A 23,884-nucleotide genomic window follows, 5' to 3' on the forward strand; every position below is an offset into this window, starting at 1 on the left:
TTCATAAAAACTTGCTGAACGATAGGAACCAATTCTTTTTTGCGTTGCACCCTACTCGTGTTATTTTCATATTCTGGGTTATTTGCCAATTCATCAAGGCCAAAGCTTTCGCAAAATTTACGCCATTGCGTATCTGATACAACTCCAACAAAAAGTTGCTCATTATCCTTTGTGTTAAACACCTGATAAATTGCCCAAGCTGAAACACGTACAGGCATCGGCGCTGCTGCTTTTCCGGTTACAGAATATTGTGCCATATGTTGCCCCATGAGAAAAACAGTACTTTCATATAATGAACTTTGTACTCTTTGACCTTTGCCCGTTTTCTCACGCTGCTTTAATGCAGCTAAAATTCCAATAACGCCAAACATGCCACCCATTACATCAATAACACTTGCGCCCGCTCTACTTGGTTTACCGGGCTCACCCGTCATATAAGCCAGCCCACCCATCATTTGAGCCACTTCATCAAGGGCCGTTCTATGGGCATATGGCCCTTCTAAGAACCCTTTCTCAGAACAATAAATAAGTTGGTCATTAATTTCATTAAGCTGGTCATATCCTAAACCTAGCTTATCCATTGCACCTGGTCGGAAATTTTCAATCATCACATCCGTATCAGCAATTAACTTGTGCGCCACCGCAAGTCCTTCTTCAGACTTTAAATTTAACGTAATACTTTTTTTATTTCGATTATACATTGGGAAATAACCAGACCCAGAACCCACCAATCTTCGTGTATTGTCGCCACCGATTGGTTCAACTTTAATAACATCTGCACCCAAATCCGCAAGAATGACACCCACTGTTGGCCCCATAACCATGTGGGTGAATTCAATTATTTTAACACCCTCTAATGGTAAACCATGTTCATCAGACATCATTTTTCCTAAATTGAATTAAATATCATTTTGTTATATCATTATATCATTTATTTATATATTTTATTAAGGGCATGATCAATAAAAATAGTCACCTATTTTGACAAGAAAGACTGAAAATGAAAAATAAAAATTTTATTGAGATAAGTGAGGTCGGACCGCGTGATGGCCTCCAGAGCATAAAAACAATTATGCCGCTAAAAGCCAAGAAGAAATGGATATCCGCCGCCGCAGATGCGGGTGTGCCTGAAATCGAGGTTGGTTCATTTGTCCCTGCTCAATTATTACCGCAATTGGCTGACACCGCTGAACTAGTTGCACATGCATTGACCATTCCGAATTTAACCGTTGCCGTTTTGGTTCCAAATCTAAAAGGAGCAGAAAACGCAATTAAAGCCGGGGCTCATAAAATAACCATTCCTCTTTCTGCAAGCGAAACACATAGTCTAAAAAATGTGAACCGCACTCACGCTCAAATGATTGAGGAAGTAAAAAATATTGTCGCCCTGATAAAAACAATGCCATCCGACAAAAAACCAAAATTTGAAGGTGGTATTTCAACGGCATTTGGATGCACGCTTGAGGGTAAAGTTTCAAAAAGTAAGATTATAGAAATCGCTTATGCATTAATGGATGCGGGTTGTAATGAAGTTGGTCTTTCCGATACGACAGGATATGCCACACCAAACCATATTATCAAACTGGTTAAAGCCGTTAAAAGTGAAATCGGTGAACAGAATTTAACTGGATTACATCTTCATAATACCCGCGGACTTGGGCTTGCAAATGTTGTCGCGGCTCTCGATCACGGCATCACCACTTTCGATGCAAGTCTTGGCGGCATCGGTGGTTGTCCATTCGCCCCGGGTGCAAGCGGGAATATTGTTACAGAAGATTTAGTCTTCATGGTAAATTCTATGGGTTATGAAACAGGTATCGATATTGAGAAATTATTACACGTAAGAGAAATCGTTAAAAAGGCTTTATCAGAAGAAACTTTATATGGTTTCCTTCCAGAAGCCGGCATGCCTAAAGGAGAGTATTATGGTGAGTGACAATCAAAAAAAGACATCTGTTTACAGTTGTACACGCCATTGACCATTTAGACGAAGGTGTTAAGAAAACTCGCGACGAATTATTAATGGTTCATAGTGATTATGTCGTCAGTATTATGGATAAGATTATTGTTGCCGGGCCAATGTTCGCTGATGACAATAAAACAATAGTGGGATCAATTCTGATCTATAAGACAGACGACAAAAGTGAAGCCGAAAATTTACTTAAGGGTGACCCTTATTATTCTGCTGACATCTGGGACAAAATATCCATAAACACGTTTCGTGGTGCGGTTGGTGATGTTGTTGGCGGCAAGGCCTTTTAAAAAAAAGGACGCCCCTTATTTAAAAGAGGCGCCACAGTATTAGGCAGCATGTAATTCTTTAAAAAGGTTTTGTAACCCCTAAGAAGGCCATCGAAATAATACTAACCCAGTAAATATAAGCGCATTTACGACCCAACGCTAATGTGTCCGTGAAAATCGCCTCGATTTCCGGATTAGAACCTTCATCGCGTAATCTGTGAAACGCAACAGCCCAGCCTTTCATAATTATTCTAAGTGCCAAGCCGATGATTAAAATAAATCCGAAGAATACAAGTTTCGTTGCGAACCAATATTGTCCGTAAACTTCCATTCCAGTGCCTAAAACTTCACCTGTGTAAAGCGTATAGCCGCCTAAAAACCAAAGGCCAGGAATAACAATGTAGCGAATTTTATCGTCAAATTCTGTAATCTTAATACCGAGCTGTGTTCCACGGTTTTTAAATGCCGCAAAAATTAAACACCACCAAAGTGCTGTTGCGACCCAGACGATCGGAACCCAAATGCCCGTCACCGGTGATAAGCCTAAATTATCGGCCATATGGAACCCAACAGGCAGCAGCCAAATAATTGCGGAACGCGGTAATATATCGATACGGTACGCCGTTTCCATATGCCGCATACGATCTTCAAAACTTAATTTTGCATTAGCGACATTTGTCGAAGCATTGAATACCCCCCATTCACCGCCCAACCAATATGCTGCAAATATTACATGTAACCACCTGAGTACATCATGCATCATTATATCCATATCAATATTCCTTATTGTTTTAAATTTTCTCTAGCATTCACATTTAAACTGAATAACACATTGATAAATGTCACACCCGACATTGCTAGGTTAGAAATACCCTTATTTGATCAATGAATTCAGCGGGACAATTTTCAAACAAATCCGCTTGAATATGCGGCATTTCAATCACTTCTGCATTTTTGAATAAACCCGCCGCTGCTCTTGAACTTGCTGCAAGCATTTCATCTGGAATTGGAATGAGAACAGGTTTTTCTATTAATGAGAGACTATTTTCAATATCATAATCAAATACAGCCATAAAACCCCAGTTAGATTTAAGACCAGCTCTCATCACTTCCGCAAACATTTCAATTTTGCGCTCATTATTCCAGCCCTCTTTCTCACTCTCTAAGCCCTCATTCCATTTATTTGCAAGGAAACCTTTGTCTTCAAAATACGGACGCGGTGTTTCATAGTTTTTACGGAATGCTGATCTTTTATCTTTTGGAACTAATGGAATACCAGGAAGTATAAGCTTGCGAATCTTATCTGGTAATATATTTGTAAGTTCTGCCGCAATTAGAACGCCAGTATGAAATCCTAAAAGATCGACTTGCTCATAGCCCAAACTATTCACTAACTCCACCATTGCTTTTGTAATTTCTTCGATGGAAGCTGGATTAGCTGGTGCTGATGATCCACCATACCCTGGTGTATCAGGACAAATGACTATCCTGTCAGAGGATATCTTCTGTTGGAATTTCTCATAATACCTTCCTGAATAAGGGGAAATATGGAAACATATCAATGGCACATTTTTTTCATTTTCCCCTTGTTGGTAATAATGAAGTTGACCAAATTGACAGTCGATATAATGAGCGGTTCTAGGCATATTATTTCCTTAGTTTTCCTGAGGGATCATTTCATACATTTCAACCCTAATACCATTCGGGTCAAACGCAGAAAAAGACATAGATCGCCCTGTAGCGCTAGGAGAAAGTGGGGTAACGATTTGAATACCATTATCGACTAGAGATTTATAAATCTTTTTAATATTTTGAACTCTATGAACCATCGTTGTCTCACCATGAACGGCTTTTATACTATCCATTACTCTGTTATATTCATGGAGTATCACTTTTAATTTCTACGAGTGCTAACCCACCAGCGAAACTTCCCAGTTCCGTATATTCTGGCTTCGGGCTTAAATAAACGATACGCGTGTCTATTTCCTGATCAATACCAAGTGTATCCTTTGATTTTCCAGGTGTCACAGGGCTATCAGACCGATTGATGAACCCCATATATTCCGTATAAAATTTCAAAGACGCTTCCATGTCTTTCACATATATTGCCGCATTAGTCATAAAAGATTGAACGGGAATATCTTCCTGAGCATTTACTATGTTTGCTGAAAATAACATGATGGTTGCGAGAAAATATGAAATTGCACGGTTAATAATTTTGATCATTATATCTGTCCTTGATTGAATATACCCTACACTTCTTATTGAATATTTTTAAAGCAATAAACGCAATGATATTTGTCACCGACTTGCAGTTACCATCCACCTAAGATAACGTCAAAAGTCCTGGAGAGTAATAATGCAGAATTTAATAAATAACCAATGGCGCATTGCTGCAAGACCTGATGGTAATGTCAAAATAACCGATTTTGAATTTCATCAAGAACAAGTCGCTACTCTTAATGATGGGGAATTTTTATTAAGAACGCATTATTTAAACCTCGCCCCGGTAATGCGTATGTATATGCAAGGAATTTCAGCCGCAGGTGAAAAACCACTTTCCATAGGTGACGTCATTCACGGACGTGGCGTTGGTCAAGTCATCGATAGCAAGCATCCCGATTATCAAGTTGGTGATGTCGTTCAAGGGCAAATCGGCTGGCAAACATATAAAATTTCTAAAGGCACGAAACGAGAGCGTTTTTATAAAATGCCTCAAAGAGGTCTTTCCTATTCATTAGGTGTCAGTCAATTGGGCATGACAGGATTTAGTGCATATTGTGGTTTTGTAAAATGTGGCTTTCCAAAAGCCGGCGACACCGTACTTGTCTCTGGTGCTGGCGGTGGTGTCGGATCCATTGTTACCCAAATAGCAAAAATATTAGGATGTACTGTTATTGGTATCGCTGGCGGTAAAGAAAAATGTGATTTCGTAAAATCACTGGGGGCAGACAGTGTCATAGATTATAAAAATGAAGACGTCGCCAATAGAGTTAATGAATTAGCAAGTGATGGATTAGACATATATTTCGACAATGTTGGCGGTGAAACTCTGGTCGCAGCATTGAATAACTTAGCCATGAATTCTCGGATAGTGTTATGCGGTTCAATATCAGAATACATGTTAGATGAGCCGTTCGGCCCTAGCAATTATACCAACCTTAGATCAACGAATTCTTCGATGAATGGTTTTTTTGTCTATAACCATGAAGCTGATTTTTCCGAGGCAGAAGAAAAAATAGCTAAATGGATTAAAGACGGCCTTATAAAAGTAAAAGAGGATATAACGATAGGGTTTGAAAATATGCCATATGGCCTTCAAAATTTATACAGTGGCAAAAACCGTGGTGTCGCTCTTTGTAAGATACTAGATGATTCAGAACTGATATTTGATTAAGATAGAGAAAATGCAGGAAGGAAATTAAGAATGCCACAACCAGACCATGTTATGTATCTGAAAGTTCCCGATTTCGATAGTCTTGATGATGATGTCAAAAAATATCTTAATATTTGTAAAGAGAAACTAGGCATTATTCCTAACGTACTGCTAACCTATACATTTAATCAAAATAAGTTTCGTACATTTAGCCGCATGTATAATGAAGTAGTGTTGGGCACTTCTGGTTTATCTGTCCTTGAACGGGAAATGATTGCTGTGGTCGTCTCATCCTGCAACAAATGCTATTATTGTCTTGTGGCACATGGGCAGGCCGTGCGTGAACTTGCTGATGATCCTGAACTAGGAGAGTTACTTGTTATGAATTGGCGCGCTGCCGGTCTAGAGGGGCGACATTTCGCAATGCTAGAATATGCTGAAAAGTTAACAAAAACGCCCGAACTAATATCAAACGAAGACACTTTTAAGTTAACAGAAGCAGGTTTTTCAGAAGCTGATTTATTTGACATTGCTGATGTAGCGGCCTTTTTTAATTACACCAACCGCATGGCCTTAAGCCTTGATATGATGCCAAATATTGAATATCACTCAAAAAATCGATAATTCGGATGATGGGACAGTCTTATTGTGACACAAGAGAGCCAAAATACATCAATGTCTAAACAAGATAATCCTGACGAAAATCAAAACCATCTTCACAGATTAGTTGCTGATAGTCCCATGAGTACAATACAAGTCATCGTGGTCGTAATGTGTTTTATTCTCAATATGATAGATGGCATGGATATTCTTGTGGTGTCTTTTACGGCCACCAAACTAGAAACAGAGTGGGGTCTTTCAAAAACGGAACTGGGATATATTTTTAGTGTTGGCCTAATTGGGATGATGATTGGGTGTCTTTTACTCGCTCCTATCGCGGACAAAATTGGCCGTGCAAAAATGATCATGTTTTCCATGTCGCTCGTCGCGATCAGTATGCTAACGACTGCCGTAATTGATAGTTATGGTTTGATGTTAATTTTAAGACTGATGACAGGTATTGGTATCGGCTGTCTTCTGCCTACCATGGCGGCAATGGCAACCGAGTTCTCCAACGACAAAAGACGCGATTTTAATGTTGCCTTTTTTCAAGCAGGCTGGCCTATTGGTGCTATTTTAACTGGTCTTTTTGTGTCGTGGGTGGTTCCGCTTTATGGATGGCGTGCCGCTTATCTTATGGCCGGTTGTTTTTCTCTCGCGATGATACCATTGATTTATTTCTTTATGCCTGAATCATTAGAATTTCTCGCAAAGAAACAACCAAAAAATGCTTTGAAAATGATCAACATTTTACTTAAATCCATGGGGCATGCTGCTTTAGAAATCTTGCCGGAAAAACCAAACAAAAAAACCGCATCAATTCAAGTAACGGCTTTATTCAGTAATAATTTAAAACTTTCCACTCTTTTACTTTGGTCAGGTGTCTTCTTTTCATTTATGACGCTCTATACGCTCATCAGCTGGATACCGAATATTGCTACAACGACCGGAATGCCTTTTGAACTCGCGACTTATGCTGGAACTGTATTAAACCTTGGTGCTTTTGCAGGGACTGTCGGCATAGGTTATTTAGCAGCGCACATGGGATTAAATCGTTTGATTTTTTTATATATGACCGGTGGTTTTATATTAATGTCACTCTACGCTAATCTTAATATGGGTTACTTCATCATGTTTTTATTAATCCTCTTAATTGGCTTTACCGTTCAGGGTGGCATGACAGGATTTTACCCTGCAGCCGCGAGAGTTTATCCATTAAATATAAGAACGACAGGGATCGGGTGGGCAATGGGCATTGGCCGAACCGGTGCCATCGCAGGGCCCGCATTATTCGGTATTATTTTTGATGCAGGTGTATCTATTCAAATGCTATTTATTATTTTTTCCGTCCCCCTTTTCATTGCAGGAATAAACGCGTTTCTTATCCCTTCTTCCTTTTTTAAGAATAATTAGAAAGCGAGAATATGCGCAATCACATTATGAAAACATTTTTTACTGTAATTATTATCACCGTTTTTCAATCATTATCGTTACGAGCGTACGCTGATACTTCTACCACCGTTAAACCAATAACAACCAATCCGTGGCAAGAAGTCGTCGTCAGCACTTATGATATCGATGAAGCTGCGCGCTTTTTTCTTGAGATCGCCGAATATGAGATGATCTGGCGTGGTGAAGAAGATAAAGCATTTTTAAATCACTTAGGATTAGATAAGAATACCACCGCACAATCAATGGTATTAAAAGCAAAAGGCACAAAATTTGGCTATATCCGATTGATTGAAATAAAAGGCCAAAAGCAAACCCCGATTAGGCCAGGTGCTCGTCCGTGGGATACTGGTTGCTATACAAGCATTATGATGAGGGCCAGCAACCTAGAACAAATTTATGATGATGCAATTCGAATGAGTTGGTGGACAGAAACACCGATAACAGATCTGGAATTTGGTCCTTCAAAATTAAAGATTGTTATTTTTAAAGGGCCCCAAGGATTACAAATTGAAGCATATGAAAGACTTTCACCACCGCTTCCAGAAAGCTTTCCAAAATTTGACCGATTATCTCTTCCGTTTAATATTATGCAAACAGTAAAAAACAGAGAAAACTCACGAAAATTCTTCATCGATATGCTTGGTTTTGATACCTTCTTTTACGGCAATGAGCCGACGGTTGCTAAAGAAGCAGCACAAATGCCCTTGGGAATTCCTATTAATTTAACAACGACATCGCGATATCAAGCAGGAATTCTTTATCCTCAGAAAAGCGAAGTAGGAAGAGTGGAGCTGGTAGAGTTTATGGATCTGGAGGGAGAAGATTATGCAGCGAATTGCCATGCGCCGAACTTCGGCATTCTTTCTATTAAATTTCCTGTTGCATCAGCCAAATTAGCAAAACAAGAATTAATAAACCGCGGACTTTCAGATAATCCTGAGATTTCAAAGATCACAATTGCTCCTTACGGGGACATAAATATCTTTTCTATCAAGACACCTGACGGCGCTAATATTGAGTTTTATTCTATTGAAAAATAATTTAGTGACAATTACTCATGCATTCAAACGGTTTAATATTTCCAATAAAAGCATTCATGAATAACAAGGCATAAACGGCCCAAACCCAAATTCTTGTCCGGTTCATAGTTTTTAAAAGAGGCACTTCTGTTTCATCAGATGATCCTTCCGATAATAACCTGCCTAGATGCCCCCCTACAGGCTTAAAAGTGACATCAATCATAATCGCAGCCGCAAAAATAAGCCCAAACAAAAACGCCTTACTTGCAAGCCATGCCGGCATTAACGGCTCTCCTGTAACGAAAGAAGTAACGCCTAATCCTAAATAAAATATGGTGAGTAATATTTTAAGAACAAATTCAATTTTTCTATCCCGCGTCGCACGTGTTGTTTGATCATGAATATGCGCATCCCAAGCGAGCCATAACCAAAACCCGCCAATTATCCAAGCCAATAATAGCCACCAAGTCGTTAGTGCCCAATAATCACCGACAGCCAACATAGAAATTGTAATAGGCACCATAAGAGCCCAAGCTGAACGAGGCACCATGTCCAAATTAACAAGTAATTGAAGCAATACCATTCTTTGTGAAAGATCATATTTTTCACGTTTGCGAAAATGTTGGCCCAACAAAAATACACCAACATCCGCACCAAGCCATAAAACGAAGAGCAATAAATGAATAAACACAAGAATTTGATAAGTGGAGGAATATAAGTTTTCTTCCATCGGTCACTCCTAAAATTTGCTAAATACCATAAGCTTTAATTAAACAATAAATCTACCCATAGAGAAGTATCCTCTGGCAATTCTATAGTTACATGTTGAGTTTTTAGAGAATGAGTAACTTTCAATTTATCTGGGTAATTAGCACTATACGCCATTCGAATTGTTGATTTTGAGTTTTGAATTTTCTCATCCCACTTATAACGTGTTTTAATTAATTCGAGGTCTTTTTGAATATATACCGTTCTAAAAATATTTACCGCTTTTTCATGAAGATATGATGGATTAAGGTTTGGGTCGCTATGTAATATATTTTCACGGTTATGGATATTCCATGGATAATATAATTCACTATCTCGTGCCATCGCCCATATTGTTGGAATGTGTGAACCATCAATTTTCGGCAATATCTGATTATTGTCGAACTTCATGGAATCATTAATCGGAATGAGATCAAAAATACTTATATTTTCAACATTCAAAATGTCTGATAATTCAAACGCGACTATCGCCCCCGAACCAAAAGCAATTATATCAAATGCATCTATGTTTAATTCATTAAACATTTCCACTAACGGTTTTGTAAAATCATTAATTGATAAATTTTCTGTCAAAGGAGAACTGTCCCCATGGCCAGGCAGATCAGCGATAAATATAGGGCGGTCTTTAAACTCAATTTTTGGTATAGTATTTATAGAAGCCCCTAAATCATGAATAATGATAACAGGTTTCTTTTCAGTACGGTTATTATGGAGATAATTTACCGACACATCCTTACCGTTATAAACATATCGCCTTAATTTCTTTTTATCACTTTGAATACTTACTTTTTCAGTCAGCACAGGATCCTGAAGATATAATTCCTTTAACGCATCAAGCTGGACTTGATATCTTTCATCAAGAGTAGGCCCAGCATTTAAAACTTGGAAATTATCAGCTAATCCTTTTTCAATAAGCGCATCAGTTGCACTAAGAAGAATACTACCTTGCCAACGCAATATTGTTGTAGGAACTTTTACATCAATTATATGCCCAACATGCTCAGTTTTTAACGCAGCCATATAAGCTTTTGCATAAGTTTCACCCGCACTTAGATATCGAAGAAAAATAGTATGAATGGCTTCTGCAGAAGGTAAATCAATATTAATTTTATCTTGTGCTTTTGAGCTATTCCATGGGAAAGAAACATAAAGATGGCGACACATATCCCAATAAGTAAGTAGATGACCACCATCTCGCTTTGCATCGACAAGCGGGAAATATCCATCCATCGTGTTCTCTATTTCCTCTTGTGTGAAATGGCCATTGGTATCCAGCATTAATAGTAAAATACGGTCTGGAAACCTTTTTGCGAGCTCAATTCCAATTTGCCCACCGGTTGCAGATCCATATAAACAAAACTTATCTATTCCAAGATTGGTAATAGCTTCCATTATTGGTCCGACATAATCACCAATTTCTGGAATTTCCACGTCAATATCATCTGATAGACCATATCCTGGCGTATCTAACGCGAAACATTGACAATATTCTGAGAACTTAGAAATAGCAGGAATAAGAGTTTCTGAATTTTGTGGCGACGGATGAAGCATCACCAAAGGAGCGCCCTTGCCCGCGGTGCGATAATGAACTTGATTACCATTATTCAATGATACAAAAGCGCGCTTTATACTCATTTAGCTATTAATCTTTCTATTTCATCATGGAGGGTAGCGTTAAATTGAACTGGCTTTTCCATCATGACGAAATGTCCCGTTTCCGGAATAATGATGACATTGTGATTGCCATGCACTTGCTCGAGTACCTCTATTTTCGTTGGGTCTTCTGGGGCATTTATAAGTGTGAGCGGAATATTAGCGATTTTACGAACTGCGCGCGGCGTATTATAACTTAAAAGCCCAGCGCCAGCGCTAAGGGCAATTTTTGGATCTGCTGACGCCATATCACTTAAAACTCTATTGACTAACAATGGTGAAGAAGTTTCAATGAAAAATGAATTTCGCACAAATGAAGCAATACTATTCTTAAAATCATCCTTAAATGGAACCCAGGCATTTCTTGCTGCATCAAGTGACATCGGTTCAGCGCCCACATTTTTTAATGTATCAATACCGATAACCGCTTTTACACGGTCACCTAATTTGCTTGCTGCGTCAACAGCCACTGGACCACCCATGGAGTGACCTACTAAGATAATGTTTTCGCTATCTAATTGATCTAATACGCTTAAAACATCATCGCCGAAACTTTCAATGGTGTAATCTGTCCTCATCACATTTGATGCACCATGTCCACCAAGATCAATAGTCACGACATGATAGTTTTGGCTGAAAAAATCTAGTTGTTCGGACCAATAAGAACTATCGCATGACCACCCATGCACAAAAACAAGCGTTAAATCACCCTCCCCATAAGTTTGAAAAGCAATATTCTTATTCGTTTTCAGAAGAGTTTTTACGTTTAATTTAATCAGCGGAAACAAAGCAACAGCGCTCGCCGTCACAAGTAGGCGCCTTCTCGTAAAAGAACCTAAGTGTTTATTTTGGTCGATATTAAAAAAATTAAATCCCATCTATACATTATTATCCATATGCAATCTAAAGTCAGTGATAAATGTCATAAAGTGAATTTCAAATTCAATTGTCTTTCAACGGCTTCACTATTGAGACGTGACTGAATTAAGATATGCAATTAAAGCTTTTCTATCTCGCTCTTTCGGCAAACCCACAAATGCCATTTTGGTATTCGGCATAAAATCAGTCGGTTTTGTGATGAATGTTTCAAGTGTGTCATGTGACCAAACTACATCCGCATTTGTCATGGCATCAGAATAAATAAATCCTTCTTTTGAGGCTATTTGGGAGCCAAATAAACCATATAAATTAGGGCCAACCTTATGAGCGCCACCCTGCTCAACTGAATGGCAAGAACGGCACCTTAAGAACATTAGTTTACCGCGCTTAATTAGCGCTTGTTCATCTAATTCTTGTGAACTTGCGATTGAGAAGACCCCAAATGTAAGTGATAAAGCTGTAAGCATAAATATAAATAAGTCAACCCGAATGTATGAGTATGGCGTATGCTCTGTTTTGGGGTAAAGGTTTCATCCGTCGTTACTTGATCTTCCGATATGAGCGGGTTTTTCGCTGTGATCTTATCATACCCGTAATTGAAACGAATTTTATCCTTTAACTCCACCGCAAACGTAGGGTTGGATAAAGAAAATAATAAGGCCAAAAGAAGGAGTTTAAATATTACTTTTTGAAGCTCTGAGAATATATTTCTCACACAATAGTTGTTAGGTGTAAAGTAAAATTTATGCATCATCAAAGCTTGAAAAATATTAAAATTAAATAATCTTGAGTTATGTAAAAAGTAAACAAATAGAAGTATTTATGATTATAAGTAAGACTATAAATGTCTTATTGAATAACAATGTTCAATTCAAGCAAAGATATTTGCAGAAATTTATTTCTTTTAATCTTTGGGGGAAATGGTGGGCCTGGTAGGACTCGAACCTACGACCGAACCGTTATGAGCGGTTTGCTCTAACCAACTGAGCTACAGGCCCCCTTCGCGATTTGGAAATGCTTACCTAGCAGATTATAAATTAATTGCCTAGAGAAGAAATTCATTGATCGCGATTTTTTTTAAGCCCGTCATATAAACGGGCTTAAAATATTACTTATCCAAGAAACTACGAAGCTTTCGTGACCTGCTAGGATGTTTTAATTTACGAAGTGCTTTTGCTTCGATCTGCCTGATCCGTTCACGTGTTACAGAGAACTGCTGTCCGACTTCTTCTAACGTGTGGTCAGTATTCATACCAATACCAAATCGCATACGAAGAACCCGTTCTTCACGTGGTGTCAGGGACGCAAGAACACGCGTCGTCGTATCACGTAAGTTTGTCTGAATAGCACTATCAACCGGAAGTATCGCATTTTTATCTTCAATGAAATCACCTAAATGACTGTCTTCTTCATCGCCGATAGGCGTTTCAAGCGAGATCGGCTCTTTGGCGATCTTCATAACTTTACGTACTTTTTCAAGTGGCATTGAAAGACGTGCGGCGAGTTCCTCTGGCGTTGCTTCACGGCCTATTTCATGCATCATCTGGCGACCTGTACGCACCAACTTATTGATGGTTTCAATCATATGAACCGGTATACGAATTGTACGGGCTTGGTCCGCAATTGAACGCGTTATAGCCTGTCTAATCCACCATGTCGCATAAGTCGAAAATTTATATCCGCGACGGTATTCAAACTTATCCACCGCTTTCATCAAGCCAATATTACCTTCTTGGATAAGATCAAGGAATTGAAGTCCACGGTTCGTGTATTTTTTCGCAATAGAAATTACGAGCCTAAGGTTCGCTTCAACCATTTCTTTTTTAGCGATACGCGCTTCTTTTTCACCTTTTTGAACTTTATTTACTATGACACGGAATTCAGAAACATTAAGACCTACGTCTCTTGCAATTTCCTTAACCTGATCGCGCATATTTTGGATAATATCTGCTTCGTTTGAAATGAAACTATCCCAGCCTTTGCCTTTTTCTTTGCCCATGGTTTTAACCCAATCAGGCTCGAGCTCACGTTCCCAGTAATTCTCAAGATACGATTTACGACTAACTTTATAACGTTCCGCAAGACGGAGCATTTTTCCTTCAAGTCCCATTAGGCGCTTACTTGAGGAATAAAGTTGCTCAAGTAATGCTTCAATCCGATTATTATTAAGACGAAGGTTATTTACCATTACAATGAGGTCATCGCTCAGTTTGCGGTAACGCTTTTCTTGCGCCGGTGTTAATTGGACGTTTCCAATATTTGATTCGTGACGCAAATCTTGAAGTTTGGAGAACTTTTTATAAATTTTACGAATTTCAGCAAATATCTCCATCACCCGAGGATGAAGCGCTTCTTCCATAGTAGCAAGTGACATTGTGACGCCTTCATCATCGTCGTCGTCATCATCGTCATCATCGGCTGTTTCTTCTACACCTTCATCTGCTTCACTTTTATCTTCGTTATCATCCTTATTTTCAAGAGCATCTTTATCATCGCTGTCGGCAACGTCATCAGCCTCTTCATCCTTTGAATCCGCAGCAGGAACAGCATCTGTTTCTTGTGTTGGATCATTCCCATACATTGCATCAAGGTCAATGACATCACGCAGCAGAATTTCTTCTTCTTCGAGCATTTCGCCCCAAGCAGCCAAAGCGTTAAATGTTAGCGGACTATCACAAAGTCCGGAAATCATCGTTTCACGACCGGCTTCAATACGTTTAGCAATTGCGATTTCACCTTCACGCGAAAGAAGCTCAACACTTCCCATTTCACGCAGATACATTCTCACAGGATCATCAGTTCTGTCAGCAGGCGCTTTTGTCTCAGGCTTAGTTTCCACGGCCTTTTTTGCAGCTGGCTTTGCATCTTCTTCAGAACCTTCACCAGCTTCATCCGCATCGGCATTATCAATAACGTTAATACCCATTTCCGATAACATCGTCATAACGTCTTCTATTTGCTCAGATGACATTTGATCTTGCGGCAGTGCTTCATTAAGAGCGTCATAGGTGATATATCCGCGCTTTTTAGCTGCGGCGATCATCTTTTTTACGGCATCTTGACTATCAACTACTGGTGCGTCTGCGACTTCTGTCGTCTTATCTGACTTCTTGGCTTTTTCCGCCATGTATAAACCTCAAATAATTTTAAACACTATAAAATTGTTAAGTTCAAAAAGATGTTCTCATCAATCTGATACTTCAGTTAATTTTTTTAGGCTTGCTGAATGCTCTTCTTTCAGTGCTTGCAAGCGCGCATAATCTTCTTCATTTAAATCCTTTGAACCATATGAAGCAATCTCCTGCTCCAACTTTGCAAGTTGGAAAAGTTCAATAGAATGCTTCCATGTTTCTTCCGTTTCTTCACGAGAAGATTTTGACCCAGTAAAATTCTGGGCTGTCAACACGCCTTGCCTGAATATGATTTCTATAGCCTGGCCCAAACCTGCTTCTAACATTTGGTGTCTCAGGCGGTCTTTTTCAAGGTCCGAGTCGCGACTAGCTATACGTATGATTTCATTACGGACTTTGTCAAGCTCTTCCGATTCGAATTCGAAGGTTGCAAACTGCTCTTCGTGCTGTTCTAAAAGCCAAGGATGCTCTAAAACCGTTAGTATGATTAGCCTTTCCCGATCTAACAATGAAGAATTATTAGATTTACCTATTTTTGTTTTATTTAGGTTTCCAATGCTTTTTTCTTCTTTACCTCTAGAAAAGCCTCTTTTTTGATTAAAGCCTCTATCCCAGTTTTTCTGCTGATTCTCTCTATTTTGCTGATTGAAAGACTGATCATGCAAATTTATCTCTGGAACAAAGTCGCCGCCAAACAGGTTTTTTAATCGACGCCCAAAGTCATTTTCATAATACCCACGGATTTTTTGATCTTGAATATCATTCAAAACGCGGGCTATTTTTTGCTCCAGACCAGCCCTTTGTTCTGGTGTGTTATGGTCGCCCTCACTAATCAATTCTTCCCATAGCACCAATGCTAACGGCTTTCCTTCAGAAAGAAGATTTTCAAAGGCATTTGCCCCTTGCCCTGCTACATAACTGTCAGGATCTTCTCCTTCAGGTAGATAGACAAACTTCAAAGAATGCCCTGGCTTTAAAAGCGGCAATGAACGATCAACCACACGAATGGCTGCACGCTGTCCTGCTTTATCTCCATCAAAACACATCATCGGTTCGGGGGTGAGCCGCCACATTTCTCTAATTTGATCTTCGGTGACCGCCGTACCGAGCGGGGCCACCCCTTCAGGAAATCCGGCCTGCGCAAGACCAATGACATCCATGTAGCCTTCTGCAACTAAGAGCCGTCCCTTTTCAAAGGCTGCTTTTCTAGCGCCACTTAAGTTATAAAGTAATCGCCCTTTATGAAATAATGGTGTTTCTGGTGAATTTAGGTATTTTGCTTTTGCTTGTGATGAAAGTGCCCTTCCACCGAAAGCAACAACTCGCCCTTGACGGTCCGTAATGGGGAACATAATGCGGTGACGAAAACGATCATAACTTTCAGCACCGTCATCTGGTTTAATTAGCATTCCCGCTTCAATAAGCATTTCTTCTGTAATTTCATCACGTGCAAGCATTGCTTCTTTAAGAGCATTTTTGCTATTTGGCGCAAATCCTAATCTAAATTTTTTGACCGTTTCTTTTGTAAGGCCCCTTTGTTTGATATATGAGCGGCCTTCTGCGCCGGCCTGCGCCACCAATTGACTTTCAAACCAATGCGTGACCGCTTCCATCACATCATAAAGTGATTTTTTCACTTTCGCTTTTTTCTGATCATATGGGGTTTGTTTGGGAATTTCTAGACCTGCCTGTCCAGCAAGCCGCTCAACTGTCTCAGGGAAAGAAAGGCCCTCAGTCTCCAATGTAAAATTAATGACATCGCCATGTGCCCCACATCCAAAACAATGGTAAAAACCTTTTTCATCATTTACCGTAAAAGAAGGGGTTTTCTCATTATGGAATGGGCATAGGCCAGTATGCTCGCGTCCCTTACGTGTTAAGCGCACTTTTCGACCGACGACGTCGCTAACAGGCAGTCGATTTCTTATTTCTTCAAGAAAATCTGGCGTAAATCCCATAATGGTACTTTAAATTCTAATAAAATGAATATCTAACATTAAATTAGATAATGACGTGTTCCAGTCAAGCCTTATGATAATAAATCTTTAGTAAGCGCACTTGCTTTTGAAAAATCCATTTGGCCAGAATAATTACCCTTTAACATGGCCATAATCTTACCGATATCTTTAAGTCCTGATGCTCCGGTTTCATCAATAGCTGCTTTAACCGCTGTCTCAACTTCTGCATCATCCAATTGACGTGGTAAAAACTCGCTAATAATTTCGATCTCATCACTCTCTTGTTTAGCAAGTTCATCACGTCCAGCTTCCTGATAAGCTTTACAGCTTTCGTGACGTTGCTTAACCATTTTGGAGAGGATTTCAATAATTTCCGGATCGCCTACTTTACTATCCGATTCGGTACGAACTGAGATGTCCCTGTCTTTAATCGCAGCCATGATTAAACGTATGGTACTCAAGCGACGCTTATCTTTTGACCGCATGGCCTCTTTCATTGCTGTATTAAATTTTTCACGCAACATATTGTTTTATATCCTTATTTTACGAAAATGCCGACATATGACATCTCAAAGTCAGTCGGCTTTTAATTACAGGAAAGAGAGATACTAACCCAAAACTGTTAGAAATGCAACATCAAATTTTATTGTAAGTTATTGATTTTAAGGGATAATTTTTATTTGTAAATTACTTCTTATTTTCTTGACGCCCTTAAATCGATTGATTATGTTCCGGTCAATTTACGCATCGAATGGTCTAATAAGAAAGTTTGATCGTAAAAAATATAACCCAACAATTTATATAAAGTCTTTATGCCCATGACTGACACAGAAAACGCCCTTATCCCACCACACGAAAATATAACTGCCGTATTGGTGCTAGATGATGGATCTGTTTTTTGGGGATATGGTTTTGGTAAAGAAACCACAACCGTCGGAGAGGTATGCTTTAATACTTCCATGACCGGTTATCAGGAAATTTTAACTGACCCATCTTACGCTGGACAAATTATTAATTTCACATTCCCCCATATAGGTAACGTTGGCACGAACGCAGAAGATGAAGAAACCAAAACTTCTGCTGTCCGCGGTCTCGTTATTCGCCAAGATATAACAGAACCTTCTAACTTTCGCTCAGAACAGCATTTAAATGATTGGTGTCTTAAACAAAACCTCACCGGCATTGCCGGAATAGACACAAGAAAATTAACAAGATTTATCAGAAAAAATGGCGCTCCAAACGGCGTCATTTGTTTTAATAGCCAAGGTAAATTTGACATTCCTGCTTTACAGGCTCAAGCAAATGAATGGCCCGGCCTTAACGGAATGGATCTTGCTATTAAAGTGACTTGTAATGATACATATGATTGGACCACCACAAGGTGGACCTTAGAAAATGGCTACGGTGAACTTAATAACCCTAAAGCTCATGTCGTTGCTGTTGATTATGGCATCAAACATAACATTTTAAGATGCCTAGCGACAACAGGCGCCAAAGTTACAGTGGTATCAGCCACAACACCCGCCGAAGAGATTTTGAAACTTAACCCGGATGGTATCTTTTTATCAAATGGACCAGGTGATCCCGCAGCAACTGGTGAATACGCAATTCCGATCATTCAAAAATTGCTTGAAAGCGGTATTCCGCTATTCGGTATTTGTCTCGGACATCAAATGCTTGCCCTTGCTGTAGGTGCAAAAACCACAAAAATGCATCAAGGTCATCGTGGCGCAAACCACCCGGTAATGGATTTTAATACTAACAAGGTTGAAATCACCTCAATGAACCATGGTTTTATGGTTGATAAAGAGACATTACCAGAGGGTGTAAAATTAAGCCATATATCCCTTTTTGACCAGACATGTTGTGGTATTGAGCTTGAAGGCAAACCAGCCTTCTCAGTACAGCACCATCCGGAAGCAAGCCCCGGACCTCAAGACAGCCACTATCTTTTTGACCGCTTTATGGAAATGATTTTAGAAAATGCCTAAACGTACAGATATAAATTCCATTCTTATTATTGGTGCAGGCCCGATCGTAATTGGTCAGGCTTGCGAATTCGATTATTCCGGCACACAAGCCTGTAAGGCTCTTCGTGAAGAAGGTTACCGTGTGATCCTGGTAAACAGCAACCCGGCAACGATCATGACAGACCCTGATCTCGCCGACGCAACTTATGTAGAACCCATAACACCAGAGATGGTTGAAAAAATTATTATCAAAGAAAAACCTGATGCGATCTTGCCTACTATGGGCGGTCAAACAGGTCTTAATACTGCATTAGAACTTGATAAACATGGTATTCTTGAAAAATACAATGTGGAATTGATCGGTGCTAAAGTTGATGCCATCAATATGGCAGAAGATCGTCAACTTTTCAAAGATGCCATGAACAGACTAAATATCAACATGCCAAGAAGTCGTGTTGTGGGCTCAATTGAAGAAGCCCTTGATGCAATGGACTATATTAAACTTCCGATCATTATTCGCCCTAGCTTTACCATGGGTGGAAGCGGGGGCGGTATCGCTTATAATAAAGAAGAGTATATTGACATTGTAAAAGGAGGCTTAGACGCCTCACCAAGTTCAGAAATCTTGGTAGAACAGTCTATCTTAGGATGGAAAGAATTTGAAATGGAAGTGGTGCGAGACACCGCCGATAATTGCATTATTATTTGTGCCATTGAAAATTTTGATCCAATGGGTATTCATACTGGTGATAGCATCACGGTGGCGCCTGCCTTGACATTGACGGATAAAGAATATCAAATTATGCGTAATGCATCGATTGCTGTTCTTCGTGAAATAGGCGTCGAAACAGGTGGCTCTAACGTGCAATTCGCCGTTAATCCTGAAGACGGGGAATTGATCATCATTGAAATGAACCCTCGTGTTAGTAGGTCTTCAGCGCTTGCCTCTAAAGCAACAGGCTTCCCCATCGCCAAAGTTGCCGCAAAACTTGCCGTAGGATATACTCTTGATGAACTTTCTAATGAGATCACGGGGGTAACCCCATCCTCTTTTGAGCCAACTATAGATTATGTGGTAACAAAAATTCCACGTTTTACTTTTGAAAAATTCCCTGATGCAGCACCTACACTGACAACAGCCATGAAATCTGTTGGTGAAGCGATGTCCATAGGACGTAGTTTTCCAGAAAGCTTACAAAAAGCACTTAGATCTATGGAAACTGATCTAACCGGTCTCAACGAAATTGATGTGCCTGGATATGATCCTGAAATAGGTGATATTAATGCTGTAAGAGCTGCCCTTGCTGTCCCTTCTGCTGACAGGATACTTATTTTAGCGCAAGCCTTGCGCCTAGGATTAAGCACAGAAGAAATTCATTCAATTGCAAAATATGACCCATGGTTCATAGAACAAGTAAGGTTAATTATTGATGCTGAACAAAATGTCCGCGAAAATGGCCTGCCAACTGATAAAAATGAATTTATCAATCTAAAATCTCTAGGGATGTCAGATGAGCGATTAGCCGAACTTTCGGGATTAAAAGAAAGTGAAGTTTTAGATAAACGATATGCACTTGGAATTAAACCATCTTATAAACGCATTGATACTTGTGCCGCTGAGTTTGAATCACAAACACCATACCTTTATTCAAGCTATGAACGCGATGCAGCCGGCATTTCTGAATGTGAAGCGGAACCCACAAATGCCAAGAAAATTGTCATCTTAGGGGGCGGTCCGAACCGCATTGGGCAAGGTATCGAGTTTGATTACTGTTGTTGTCATGCCGCATTTGCATTGAGCGATCAAAATTATGAAACGATTATGGTGAACTGTAACCCTGAAACGGTATCTACAGATTACGATACGTCAGACAGGTTATACTTTGAGCCGTTAACGGCTGAAAATGTAATTGACCTCATTCGACGCGAGCAAGAAAACGGAGAAGTTATTGGCGTGATAGTGCAGTTTGGTGGTCAAACGCCTCTCAAACTTTCACACGCTTTAGAAGCTGCGAATATCCCAATACTTGGTACTTCACCAGACTCAATCGACCTTGCTGAGGATAGAGAAAGATTTCAAGAACTTGTCAATCAATTAGATCTGAAGCAACCGGAAAATGGTCTGGCGACAGAAACCGATCAAGCAATTAAAATTGCAGAAGGCATTGGATATCCAATTTTAATCCGTCCTTCTTATGTACTTGGTGGGCGCGCGATGGAAATCGTCTACGACACTGTCTCACTTAAAAGATATATGAAAGAAGCCGTTAGTGTTTCTTGGGATAGCCCGGTTCTCATTGATAAATATTTAGGCGGTGCAACAGAAATTGATGTTGATGCCATATGTGACGGCGAGGATGTCCATATCGCCGCTATTATGCAACATATTGAAGAAGCTGGCGTTCATTCTGGAGATAGTGCCTGTTCCTTGCCGCCATATTCTTTAAAAGAAAGCGTGATAGAAGACCTGGAAGCGCAAACCAGAAAACTGGCTCTTGCACTAAATGTTGTAGGATTAATGAATGTCCAATTCGCGGTTAAGGACGATGTTGTTTACTTGATTGAAGTTAATCCTCGCGCAAGCCGAACAGTACCATTTGTTGCAAAAGCCATTGGCGCACCTGTTGCAAAAATAGCAGCACGTGTTATGGCGGGTGAAAAATTAAAAGATTTTGATATCCCTAGTTATAAAACTGATCATTTTGCAGTAAAAGAAGCGGTGCTTCCATTTAATCGTTTCCCTGGTGTTGATATTTTGCTTGGCCCTGAAATGCGCTCAACTGGTGAAGTCATAGGCCTTGATAAAGATTTTCCGCGTGCATTCCTTAAGTCACAAATAGCGGCAAACACTCATTTACCACTTAAAGGAAATGTCTTTATTTCTGTAAAAAATAAAGACAAAGTCAAAATGGTAACACCCGCTAAAGAATTAGTTGAAATGGGATATACCGTACTAGCAACGGGAGGAACCGCGGACTTCTTAAAAGAAAATGGTGTTGAAGTGACGCGCATTAATAAGGTACTAGAAGGCCGCCCACACATAGTGGATGCCATTAAGAATGATGAAATTGATCTCATCTTCAATACGACAGAAGGCGCGCAATCTATCAAAGATAGTTATGAGCTTAGAAGAACGGCTCTTCTAGACAGTATACCTTATTACACGACATCAAGAGGTGCAATTTCTGCCATGGAAGCAATAAAAGTCTTGAAATCTTCAACGCTTGAAGTTAAACCCCTTCAGTCTTATTGATGAATTATTGAAATTTTAACAAAAAAAGATTTACAATCTACATTTGTATCAGGCGATCAAATGTGCCAATATTTTTTTGTTAAATAAAATATGAGATTTTAAAATGGTAGAAAAAGTTCCAATGACTGCTGGAGGCCATACAAGCCTCGAAGAAGAACTTAAAAACTTAAAGCATGTTAAAAGACCTGCAGTAATTAAAGCGATTGAAGAAGCACGCGCACATGGCGATCTTTCTGAAAACGCCGAATATCATGCCGCGAAAGAGCAACAGGGCATGATTGAAGGCCGCATTCAAATGATCGAAGATAAGCTTAGTCGCGCTGAAGTGATCGACCCAAAAGACTTGTCTGGTGATCGTGTCGTATTCGCATCAACCGTAACGATTGCCGATGAAGATGATGCCGAATCAACATATAAAATTGTTGGCGTCGATGAAGCTGACGTCGCATCAGGTAAAATTTCATTCAGCTCACCAATTGGTCGCGCCCTCATAGGGCGTAACATCGGCGACGAGGTTGAAGTAAAAACCCCACGTGGTGAAACATATTATGAGATTGTAAAAATTGAATTTATATAATTCGTTTCATTACGACTATTTTTTTAAAAAGCCGCTTTTATGCGGCTTTTTTATTTTTCAACGAATACCGCATCCGGAGTAAATGGAATACCTGGACGGTTTTTACCACATCTTATTGTTAAAGACGTTTTTACACTCGCAACATTGGGGGCGGGTGTAAGGTGCGTCGTAAGGAATGTTTGAAAATGATTTAAATCACGTGCGACGATTTTCAAGATAAAATCGATTTCACCATTTAACATATGTGCCTCACGAACCATAGGCCATTCACCGACCATTTCTTCAAAGGATTTAAGATCATTTTCGGCCTGACTATGAAGGCCGACCATAGCAAAAACTACAAGATCATATCCAAGAGCTTTAGCATTTAAGTTTGCATGATATCCATGAATGTAACCTGCTTTTTCAAGAGCACGGACCCTACGCAAACAAGGAGGGGCAGTAATACCCACACGTTCAGCCAATTGTACATTGGTAACACGGCCCTCTTCTTGCAAAACTTTTAATATTTCCATATCAATATCATCTAGTTTGAACTGAGGCATTCATAAATATCCATATAATTAAAGTCGCTTACAATGAAATAAAATTTCAATAATGCGCAAGATTATATCATATTATTAAATAATTTCATAATATTATTAGAATTTATAATAGTTATTACCAAATAGGACTTTTTTTCCAAATCCCGTTTCTTTCACTGGATATGCAACTAAATAAAGGCTATATTTATTTTTGGATGTAAGAAAATATTATGAGGGTTTTGGACAAATGGTGCCGAATAAAGCACAATTTGACGATCGTATTAGGAATTTAATGGCTTTGGCTGAAGATAATTCAACCGAAAGCCGAACGTCATTATTCTCTAGCGCCCCCGGTGAAGGGACATGCCTTAATTTAAACCTTCCAAAAAGTCGGCTCGTATGAACCTAAAAATGATTAGGGGTTATACATGATTGTTAAACAGCTATACGCCGATAACCGATTAAGAAACTTTCATTATCTTA

General features: G+C 39.5%; 23 protein-coding genes and 1 tRNA gene. 10 read left to right on the plus strand and 14 right to left on the minus strand.

The features are described from left to right. Positions 1-884 (minus strand): CaiB/BaiF CoA transferase family protein (locus tag ACTF6W_RS10285; RefSeq protein ID WP_438994456.1); only part of this gene is annotated, 884 nt, incomplete at its 3' end. A gap of 116 nt (positions 885-1,000) precedes the next feature. Here ACTF6W_RS10285 and ACTF6W_RS10290 point away from each other — a divergent pair. Then, positions 1,001-1,936, plus strand: coding sequence for a hydroxymethylglutaryl-CoA lyase (locus ACTF6W_RS10290; RefSeq protein ID WP_438994457.1), 936 nt, complete (start codon positions 1,001-1,003; stop codon positions 1,934-1,936). Further along, complete coding sequence (locus ACTF6W_RS10295) at positions 1,933-2,262, plus strand: YciI family protein (protein ID WP_438994458.1); 330 nt, start codon at positions 1,933-1,935, stop codon at positions 2,260-2,262. Before ACTF6W_RS10290 ends, ACTF6W_RS10295 begins: the two co-directional genes overlap by 4 nt. A 58-nt stretch (positions 2,263-2,320) precedes the next feature. On the opposite strand, the gene ACTF6W_RS10300 is transcribed toward ACTF6W_RS10295, so the two are convergent. The 4 genes from ACTF6W_RS10300 to ACTF6W_RS10315 all read right to left on the minus strand — a co-directional run bounded on the left by ACTF6W_RS10300 (position 2,321) and on the right by ACTF6W_RS10315 (position 4,467). After that, entirely contained in the window at positions 2,321-3,013 is a 693-nt protein-coding gene (locus ACTF6W_RS10300) for a hypothetical protein (RefSeq protein ID WP_438994459.1), read from the minus strand. 85 nt (positions 3,014-3,098) lie between these two features. Next, on the minus strand, positions 3,099-3,887 hold the full coding sequence (locus tag ACTF6W_RS10305) for an alpha/beta fold hydrolase (protein WP_438994460.1): 789 nt from the start codon (positions 3,885-3,887) through the stop codon (positions 3,099-3,101). A 9-nt stretch (positions 3,888-3,896) separates the two neighbouring features. Beyond that, on the minus strand, positions 3,897-4,106 hold the full coding sequence (locus ACTF6W_RS10310) for a VOC family protein (protein ID WP_438994461.1): 210 nt from the start codon (positions 4,104-4,106) through the stop codon (positions 3,897-3,899). Positions 4,107-4,119: 13 nt separating this feature from the next. Then, the gene (locus ACTF6W_RS10315; protein ID WP_438994462.1) at positions 4,120-4,467 is read right to left on the minus strand and encodes a VOC family protein; all 348 of its coding nucleotides are present in this window, start codon (positions 4,465-4,467) and stop codon (positions 4,120-4,122) included. A gap of 133 nt (positions 4,468-4,600) precedes the next feature. On the opposite strand from ACTF6W_RS10315, the gene ACTF6W_RS10320 reads away from it, so the two are divergent. Genes ACTF6W_RS10320 through ACTF6W_RS10335 form a run of 4 tightly spaced genes read left to right on the plus strand, consistent with a single transcriptional unit; the run spans position 4,601 to position 8,709 of the window. After that, the gene (locus ACTF6W_RS10320) at positions 4,601-5,638 is read left to right on the plus strand and encodes an NADP-dependent oxidoreductase (protein ID WP_438994463.1); all 1,038 of its coding nucleotides are present in this window, start codon (positions 4,601-4,603) and stop codon (positions 5,636-5,638) included. Positions 5,639-5,668: 30 nt separating this feature from the next. Then, a complete protein-coding gene (locus tag ACTF6W_RS10325; protein ID WP_438994464.1) occupies positions 5,669-6,241 on the plus strand; it encodes a peroxidase-related enzyme in 573 nt (190 codons plus the stop codon). A gap of 24 nt (positions 6,242-6,265) precedes the next feature. Then, a complete protein-coding gene (locus ACTF6W_RS10330) occupies positions 6,266-7,630 on the plus strand; it encodes an MFS transporter (RefSeq protein ID WP_438994465.1) in 1,365 nt (454 codons plus the stop codon). A gap of 26 nt (positions 7,631-7,656) precedes the next feature. Next, positions 7,657-8,709, plus strand: a complete 1,053-nt coding sequence (locus ACTF6W_RS10335) for a hypothetical protein (protein ID WP_438994466.1) — start codon at positions 7,657-7,659, stop codon at positions 8,707-8,709. Position 8,710: 1 nt separating this feature from the next. On the opposite strand, the gene ACTF6W_RS10340 is transcribed toward ACTF6W_RS10335, so the two are convergent. The 8 genes from ACTF6W_RS10340 to ACTF6W_RS10375 form a co-directional block, all read right to left on the minus strand. Next, positions 8,711-9,418: a hypothetical protein gene (locus ACTF6W_RS10340; RefSeq protein ID WP_438994467.1), complete on the minus strand. Its 708-nt coding sequence runs from the start codon at positions 9,416-9,418 to the stop codon at positions 8,711-8,713. Between the two features lie 35 nt (positions 9,419-9,453). Then, positions 9,454-11,091, minus strand: coding sequence for a hypothetical protein (locus ACTF6W_RS10345; RefSeq protein ID WP_438994468.1), 1,638 nt, complete (start codon positions 11,089-11,091; stop codon positions 9,454-9,456). Continuing rightward, positions 11,088-11,987: an alpha/beta fold hydrolase gene (locus ACTF6W_RS10350; protein ID WP_438994469.1), complete on the minus strand. Its 900-nt coding sequence runs from the start codon at positions 11,985-11,987 to the stop codon at positions 11,088-11,090. The genes ACTF6W_RS10345 and ACTF6W_RS10350 overlap by 4 nt, the downstream gene beginning before the upstream one ends. A gap of 87 nt (positions 11,988-12,074) precedes the next feature. Further along, positions 12,075-12,455, minus strand: coding sequence for a c-type cytochrome (locus ACTF6W_RS10355; protein WP_438994470.1), 381 nt, complete (start codon positions 12,453-12,455; stop codon positions 12,075-12,077). Positions 12,456-12,909: 454 nt separating this feature from the next. After that, a tRNA-Ile gene (locus tag ACTF6W_RS10360) sits at positions 12,910-12,986 on the minus strand. Positions 12,987-13,096: 110 nt separating this feature from the next. Further along, complete coding sequence (gene rpoD, locus ACTF6W_RS10365) at positions 13,097-15,115, minus strand: RNA polymerase sigma factor RpoD (protein WP_438994471.1); 2,019 nt, start codon at positions 15,113-15,115, stop codon at positions 13,097-13,099. 60 nt (positions 15,116-15,175) lie between these two features. Beyond that, positions 15,176-17,077: a DNA primase gene (gene dnaG / locus ACTF6W_RS10370; protein ID WP_438994472.1), complete on the minus strand. Its 1,902-nt coding sequence runs from the start codon at positions 17,075-17,077 to the stop codon at positions 15,176-15,178. A gap of 71 nt (positions 17,078-17,148) precedes the next feature. Beyond that, positions 17,149-17,601: a GatB/YqeY domain-containing protein gene (locus tag ACTF6W_RS10375; RefSeq protein ID WP_438994473.1), complete on the minus strand. Its 453-nt coding sequence runs from the start codon at positions 17,599-17,601 to the stop codon at positions 17,149-17,151. A gap of 294 nt (positions 17,602-17,895) precedes the next feature. Between ACTF6W_RS10375 and carA the strand changes: the two genes are divergently transcribed. From carA to greA, 3 genes are all read left to right on the plus strand, one after another. After that, on the plus strand, positions 17,896-19,068 hold the full coding sequence (gene carA, locus ACTF6W_RS10380; RefSeq protein WP_438994474.1) for a glutamine-hydrolyzing carbamoyl-phosphate synthase small subunit: 1,173 nt from the start codon (positions 17,896-17,898) through the stop codon (positions 19,066-19,068). Next, positions 19,061-22,300: a carbamoyl-phosphate synthase large subunit gene (gene carB, locus ACTF6W_RS10385; RefSeq protein ID WP_438994475.1), complete on the plus strand. Its 3,240-nt coding sequence runs from the start codon at positions 19,061-19,063 to the stop codon at positions 22,298-22,300. Before carA ends, carB begins: the two co-directional genes overlap by 8 nt. 103 nt (positions 22,301-22,403) lie before the next feature. After that, the gene (gene greA / locus ACTF6W_RS10390; protein ID WP_438994476.1) at positions 22,404-22,877 is read left to right on the plus strand and encodes a transcription elongation factor GreA; all 474 of its coding nucleotides are present in this window, start codon (positions 22,404-22,406) and stop codon (positions 22,875-22,877) included. Between the two features lie 50 nt (positions 22,878-22,927). Here greA and ACTF6W_RS10395 read toward each other — a convergent pair whose 3' ends face one another. Further along, entirely contained in the window at positions 22,928-23,422 is a 495-nt protein-coding gene (locus ACTF6W_RS10395) for an Lrp/AsnC family transcriptional regulator (RefSeq protein WP_438994477.1), read from the minus strand. A gap of 226 nt (positions 23,423-23,648) precedes the next feature. On the opposite strand from ACTF6W_RS10395, the gene ACTF6W_RS10400 reads away from it, so the two are divergent. After that, positions 23,649-23,804, plus strand: a complete 156-nt coding sequence (locus tag ACTF6W_RS10400; protein ID WP_438994478.1) for a hypothetical protein — start codon at positions 23,649-23,651, stop codon at positions 23,802-23,804. The last annotated feature ends 80 nt before the right edge of the window (positions 23,805-23,884 follow it).

The organism is Pseudemcibacter sp. (assembly GCF_965661635.1).
GTDB lineage: Bacteria > Pseudomonadota > Alphaproteobacteria > Sphingomonadales > Emcibacteraceae > Pseudemcibacter.

Excerpts from the sequence above, each read along its gene's own strand:
- ACTF6W_RS10345 (WP_438994468.1), bottom strand. The coding sequence starts at position 11,091 with ATGAGTATAAAGCGCGCTTTTGTATCATTGAATAATGGTAATCAAGTT.
- ACTF6W_RS10320 (WP_438994463.1), top strand. The coding sequence starts at position 4,601 with ATGCAGAATTTAATAAATAACCAATGGCGCATTGCTGCAAGACCTGAT.
- carA (WP_438994474.1), top strand. The coding sequence starts at position 17,896 with ATGACTGACACAGAAAACGCCCTTATCCCACCACACGAAAATATAACT.
- ACTF6W_RS10355 (WP_438994470.1), bottom strand. The coding sequence starts at position 12,455 with ATGCTTACAGCTTTATCACTTACATTTGGGGTCTTCTCAATCGCAAGT.
- ACTF6W_RS10290 (WP_438994457.1), top strand. The coding sequence starts at position 1,001 with ATGAAAAATAAAAATTTTATTGAGATAAGTGAGGTCGGACCGCGTGAT.
- ACTF6W_RS10350 (WP_438994469.1), bottom strand. The coding sequence starts at position 11,987 with ATGGGATTTAATTTTTTTAATATCGACCAAAATAAACACTTAGGTTCT.
- greA (WP_438994476.1), top strand. The coding sequence starts at position 22,404 with ATGGTAGAAAAAGTTCCAATGACTGCTGGAGGCCATACAAGCCTCGAA.
- ACTF6W_RS10395 (WP_438994477.1), bottom strand. The coding sequence starts at position 23,422 with ATGCCTCAGTTCAAACTAGATGATATTGATATGGAAATATTAAAAGTT.
- ACTF6W_RS10375 (WP_438994473.1), bottom strand. The coding sequence starts at position 17,601 with ATGTTGCGTGAAAAATTTAATACAGCAATGAAAGAGGCCATGCGGTCA.
- ACTF6W_RS10335 (WP_438994466.1), top strand. The coding sequence starts at position 7,657 with ATGAAAACATTTTTTACTGTAATTATTATCACCGTTTTTCAATCATTA.
- ACTF6W_RS10310 (WP_438994461.1), bottom strand. The coding sequence starts at position 4,106 with ATGGATAGTATAAAAGCCGTTCATGGTGAGACAACGATGGTTCATAGA.
- ACTF6W_RS10325 (WP_438994464.1), top strand. The coding sequence starts at position 5,669 with ATGCCACAACCAGACCATGTTATGTATCTGAAAGTTCCCGATTTCGAT.
- dnaG (WP_438994472.1), bottom strand. The coding sequence starts at position 17,077 with ATGGGATTTACGCCAGATTTTCTTGAAGAAATAAGAAATCGACTGCCT.
- ACTF6W_RS10340 (WP_438994467.1), bottom strand. The coding sequence starts at position 9,418 with ATGGAAGAAAACTTATATTCCTCCACTTATCAAATTCTTGTGTTTATT.
- rpoD (WP_438994471.1), bottom strand. The coding sequence starts at position 15,115 with ATGGCGGAAAAAGCCAAGAAGTCAGATAAGACGACAGAAGTCGCAGAC.
- ACTF6W_RS10315 (WP_438994462.1), bottom strand. The coding sequence starts at position 4,467 with ATGATCAAAATTATTAACCGTGCAATTTCATATTTTCTCGCAACCATC.
- carB (WP_438994475.1), top strand. The coding sequence starts at position 19,061 with ATGCCTAAACGTACAGATATAAATTCCATTCTTATTATTGGTGCAGGC.
- ACTF6W_RS10305 (WP_438994460.1), bottom strand. The coding sequence starts at position 3,887 with ATGCCTAGAACCGCTCATTATATCGACTGTCAATTTGGTCAACTTCAT.
- ACTF6W_RS10300 (WP_438994459.1), bottom strand. The coding sequence starts at position 3,013 with ATGGATATAATGATGCATGATGTACTCAGGTGGTTACATGTAATATTT.
- ACTF6W_RS10400 (WP_438994478.1), top strand. The coding sequence starts at position 23,649 with ATGGTGCCGAATAAAGCACAATTTGACGATCGTATTAGGAATTTAATG.